Source organism: Corynebacterium sp. HMSC074C03, assembly GCF_001838285.1.
In the GTDB taxonomy this organism is placed as follows: Bacteria; Actinomycetota; Actinomycetes; order Mycobacteriales; family Mycobacteriaceae; genus Corynebacterium; species Corynebacterium amycolatum.
Genome location: NZ_KV836230.1, coordinates 587 through 4,597 on the forward strand (window position 1 = coordinate 587; position 4,011 = coordinate 4,597).

6 protein-coding genes and 1 pseudogene are annotated in these 4,011 nt (G+C 58.7%); 4 read left to right on the plus strand and 3 right to left on the minus strand.

Annotated elements, in window-relative coordinates; genetic code table 11:
- The 4 genes and pseudogenes from HMPREF2847_RS07060 to HMPREF2847_RS11270 all read left to right on the plus strand — a co-directional run.
- Positions 1 to 335 (plus strand): integrase core domain-containing protein (locus tag HMPREF2847_RS07060; RefSeq protein ID WP_141765067.1); only part of this gene is annotated, 335 nt, incomplete at its 5' end.
- A 161-nt stretch (positions 336 to 496) separates the two neighbouring features.
- The gene (locus HMPREF2847_RS11965; RefSeq protein WP_111947130.1) at positions 497 to 550 is read left to right on the plus strand and encodes a chloramphenicol resistance leader peptide; all 54 of its coding nucleotides are present in this window, start codon (positions 497 to 499) and stop codon (positions 548 to 550) included.
- 21 nt (positions 551 to 571) lie between these two features.
- The gene (gene cmx / locus HMPREF2847_RS07065; protein WP_005297378.1) at positions 572 to 1,747 is read left to right on the plus strand and encodes a chloramphenicol efflux MFS transporter Cmx; all 1,176 of its coding nucleotides are present in this window, start codon (positions 572 to 574) and stop codon (positions 1,745 to 1,747) included.
- Positions 1,747 to 1,845, plus strand: a pseudogene (locus tag HMPREF2847_RS11270) (IS481 family transposase); the annotation flags it as partial. The gene cmx and the pseudogene HMPREF2847_RS11270, both read left to right, overlap by 1 nt.
- 105 nt (positions 1,846 to 1,950) lie before the next feature.
- On the opposite strand, the gene HMPREF2847_RS07070 reads toward HMPREF2847_RS11270, so the two are convergent.
- The 3 genes from HMPREF2847_RS07070 to HMPREF2847_RS07080 all read right to left on the minus strand — a co-directional run.
- The gene (locus HMPREF2847_RS07070) at positions 1,951 to 2,787 is read right to left on the minus strand and encodes an aminoglycoside O-phosphotransferase APH(6)-Id (protein ID WP_000480968.1); all 837 of its coding nucleotides are present in this window, start codon (positions 2,785 to 2,787) and stop codon (positions 1,951 to 1,953) included.
- Positions 2,787 to 3,590 (minus strand): aminoglycoside O-phosphotransferase APH(3'')-Ib, encoded by an 804-nt coding sequence (gene aph(3'')-Ib / locus HMPREF2847_RS07075; protein WP_001082319.1) that lies wholly within the window; start codon positions 3,588 to 3,590, stop codon positions 2,787 to 2,789. The genes HMPREF2847_RS07070 and aph(3'')-Ib overlap by 1 nt, the downstream gene beginning before the upstream one ends.
- Before the next feature lie 65 nt (positions 3,591 to 3,655).
- A partial coding sequence (locus HMPREF2847_RS07080) for a recombinase family protein (RefSeq protein WP_141752001.1) occupies positions 3,656 to 4,011 on the minus strand: 356 nt, incomplete at its 5' end.

Consider the following 4,011-nt stretch of genomic DNA (forward strand, 5'->3'; position numbering starts at 1 on the left):
ACGTTCCTGATGGGCTGGTGTTTCACGCTGACCGTGGAACGCAATTCACTAGCGAGAAGCTCTGGGAGGTCTGCCGCAGACTGGGCATCGCTCAGTCTGTGGGGCGCACTGGCGTGTGCTTCGATAACGCGATGGCTGAGTCGTTCTGGTCGACGCTAAAGACTGAATTCTACGACCGTAAGCGATGGCCTACCCGTGATGCTGCACGCAAGGCTGTTGCCTACTGGATTGAAGTCGTCTACAACCGCCGGCACTCTGCACTCGGGATGGTCAGCCCCGTCGACTTCGAGAACCACGCCGGCGCAATCAACAGCAGAAAAGAAATAGCTGCCTAACCACTAGGTAGCTCCACTACGTGTCCACGATTTGCGAGCAACCCCAAGGCATGTTAGAGTTTGGGGCATGTCGAGTCCCGAATCAGACAGGTCAGGGGTTGTCGGTCACACCGCCAGCCCCTTGAACCACTAGTTACGACGCCCACGATCTGTGTGGGCGTATGTCTGGCGTACTCGGGGCGCTGGCCGTGGTGACAAGAAGAACCATTTCTTGATCTCACACCTCGGAGTACTCGATGCCTTTTGCCCTCTACATGCTTGCCCTGGCGGTCTTCGTCATGGGCACTTCAGAATTCATGCTCGCGGGATTGCTCCCCGCGATCGCGACCGAACTTGACGTCTCGGTCGGCACTGCGGGCCTGCTGACCTCCGCATTCGCAGTCGGTATGGTCGTCGGCGCGCCAGTGATGGCGGCATTCGCTCGCCGTTGGCCACCGCGGCTCACATTGATCGTTTGCCTTCTCGTGTTCGCGGGAAGCCACGTCATCGGAGCGATGACACCAGTGTTCTCTCTCCTGCTCATCACCCGGGTGCTCAGCGCTCTCGCAAACGCAGGATTCCTCGCCGTAGCACTGAGCACGGCCACTACCCTCGTGCCAGCGAACCAGAAGGGGCGTGCACTGTCGATCCTGCTCTCCGGCACGACGATCGCAACCGTCGTGGGCGTCCCCGCCGGGGCACTGCTCGGCACAGCGCTGGGCTGGCGAACGACGTTCTGGGCGATCGCCATCCTCTGTATTCCCGCGGCCGTTGGAGTCATTCGTGGCGTCACGAACAATGTTGGTCGGAGCGAGACTAGCGCGACCTCACCAAGGCTCCGTGTCGAGCTCAGCCAGTTGGCGACGCCGCGGCTCATCCTGGCCATGGCACTCGGAGCGCTGATCAACGGAGGGACCTTTGCGGCATTCACCTTCCTGGCACCCATCGTGACCGAGACCGCGGGCTTGGCCGAAGCGTGGGTGTCCGTCGCGCTGGTGATGTTCGGCATCGGATCGTTCCTTGGCGTCACGATCGCAGGACGACTATCAGATCAACGACCTGGCCTCGTGCTCGCAGTCGGCGGACCGCTATTGCTGACAGGCTGGATCGTGTTGGCAGTGGTCGCATCTCATCCCGTTGCGCTTATCGTCCTCGTCCTCGTTCAGGGATTCCTGTCGTTCGGCGTCGGCAGTACTCTGATCACGCGTGTGCTGTATGCAGCATCGGGTGCGCCAACGATGGGCGGTTCGTACGCAACCGCAGCATTGAATATCGGAGCTGCAGCGGGGCCCGTGCTTGGTGCGCTCGGGCTCGCGACCGGGCTGGGGCTGCTCGCGCCGGTTTGGGTCGCTTCGGTGCTGACAGCGATCGCTCTCGTCATCATGCTTCTCACCAGACGCGCGCTTACGAAGACCGCGGCGGAGGCCAATTGATGACCCATCCGAACGCTCTTCTCACTCCTCGTGCCCGTCTCCGGTTAGCTCGGCTGATTGTCGAAGACGGCTATCCGGCCACGATCGCCGCAAAGATGGGGTCGTTTGCGGGAGAGGGCGAAATCCTACGCTAAGGCTTTGGCCAACGATATTCTCCGGTAAGATTGATGTGTTCCCAGGGGATAGGAGAAGTCGCTTGATATCTAGTATGACGTCTGTCGCACCTGCTTGATCGCGGCCGCGATAGCTAGATCGCGTTGCTCCTCTTCTCCATCCGCGTTCCAAGCTGCGGAAAGGCACCCATAAGCGTACGCCTGGTCGAGCAGGCGACGCGGATCGACGTCCAGCGCACGAGAGAATGCGTCCGCCATCTGTGCAATGCGTCTAGGATCGAGACAAAGGTCGTCTCTGTCAGCCGGATCGTAGAACATATTGGCGGCGCCAAAGCCCACTTCACCGACCAGACCGACGGGATCTATCACCAGCCAGCCGCGACTGGAGAACATGATGTTTTCATGATGCAGATCGCCATGTAGCCCACGCAGTTCCGAGGCATTGCTCATCATTTGATCGGCTATAATCGCCGCGTGGACGTAGTCAGTTTGACAACCTGCGTTTTGATCATCGCGCGCCCGCTGAAACAAAGCTGCAAAGCGATCCCGGATCGGGAGAAGGGCAGAAGGCAGGGGTTCCTCAGATGCGGCATACAGCTTCGCCATTAGTTCCGCTGCAATTTCGGTCGCCTGGTAGTCGCCGTGCTCGGCAACGATGTGAGAGAGCATTCGCTCCCCGGCATATTCGAGCAACATCAGATTGTTCTCACGACCGAGCAACCGGACTGCTCCCCTCCCATTGCGCCATACCAGATAGTCGGCCCCGCGCAGTTCATCAGCAATGTCTTCTATAGGTTTCAATCCCTTGACGATTGCAGGAGTCCCGTCTGGCAATGAAACTTTCCAAACGAGGCTGGAAAAGGTGTCCGCAATGAGAACAGGTTGCGAAACGTGCCAATGAGCAGGAAAAACAGGCGGCATGAACATCAACCCCAAGTCAGAGGGTCCAATCGCAGATAGAAGGCAAGGCGTTCGCGGTCGGGGGCTTCGATCCCCAATACATTGAATAGGACAGCGAAGGCGCGCTCTGCTTCATCTGGCGCTGCCCAGTTCTCTTCGGCGTTAGCAATCATGAGTGCCAAATCGGCATAGCGATCTGCTGTTCCGAGCCGCCCAAGGTCGATCAGACCCGTGCATTGAAGAGTTTTAGGGTCCACCATGAAGTTCGGCATGCAGGGATCACCATGGCAAACAACCATATCGGTGCGCTCTTGGTCGAGCCGCACCGGTAGCTCTCGTTCGACACGAGCCAAAAGATCGAGCTGCGGCGTACTCTTGTCCTCGTCCGGTAAGAAGTCGGGATTGACGGCATTGCGGGACACCACATCAACGGCGCGTCCGAACATTCGCGACAGCCTGCGCTCAAACGGACATTGATCAACCGATAGGCTGTGAACAGCGCCAAGTTGCTGCCCCATTGACGGCCACGCTTTGAGCAAATCCGCTCCAGACAGATCAGCCGCCGGTACTCCCGGAATTGCCGTTATCACCAAGCATGCACCCTCCTGTTCCTCCTGCCAGTTGATCACCTCGGGGCAAGCCACACCTCGACCTTTGAGCCAAATGAGGCGGTCACGCTCTCCAGCGAGCTCACCGCGGCGGGAAGCAGGTGCGATTTTCGCGAAGGCATGCCCGTCACCACGTCGAAAAACAAAATCACCAGATTCTCCGCCTCTGACAGGCAACCAGTCAGAATGCGATTCACCAAAAAAAATATTAGTTCGATTCAATGGAGGTTCCTTCAGTTTTCTGATGAAGCGCGGAGGTGGCTCAACCTGCGAAAAGAAACGAGTTGCTACGTAAGTCCGAGAACATGCTTTCCATGGTCTCTGAGCTCGCCTTTGGGACCGACATATCGGTAGAGAGTGACGCGCTCGATGCCGAGTTCCTTGCAGAGATCGGAAACTGAAGTATCGCGCTGGGCCATGGCGGCTTGCGCGAGACGCACCTGAGCTTTGGTGAGCGCGAATTTTCGTCCGCCCTTGCGACCGCGCGCTCTCGCGGAGGCGAGACCCGCCATGGTGCGCTCTCGGATCAGATCCCGCTCGAACTCGGCCAAGGTGGCGAAGATTCCGAACACCATGCGACCGGACGCAGTCGTGGTGTCGATCTGAGCGGGCACTGTTGCAAAGTTAGCGATGAGGCAGCCTT

What these genes read in the sequence shown, in the direction of transcription:
- cmx (WP_005297378.1), top strand. Translation starts at nt 572, where the DNA reads ATGCCTTTTGCCCTCTACATGCTTGCCCTGGCGGTCTTCGTCATGGGC.
- HMPREF2847_RS07070 (WP_000480968.1), bottom strand. Translation starts at nt 2,787, where the DNA reads ATGTTCATGCCGCCTGTTTTTCCTGCTCATTGGCACGTTTCGCAACCT.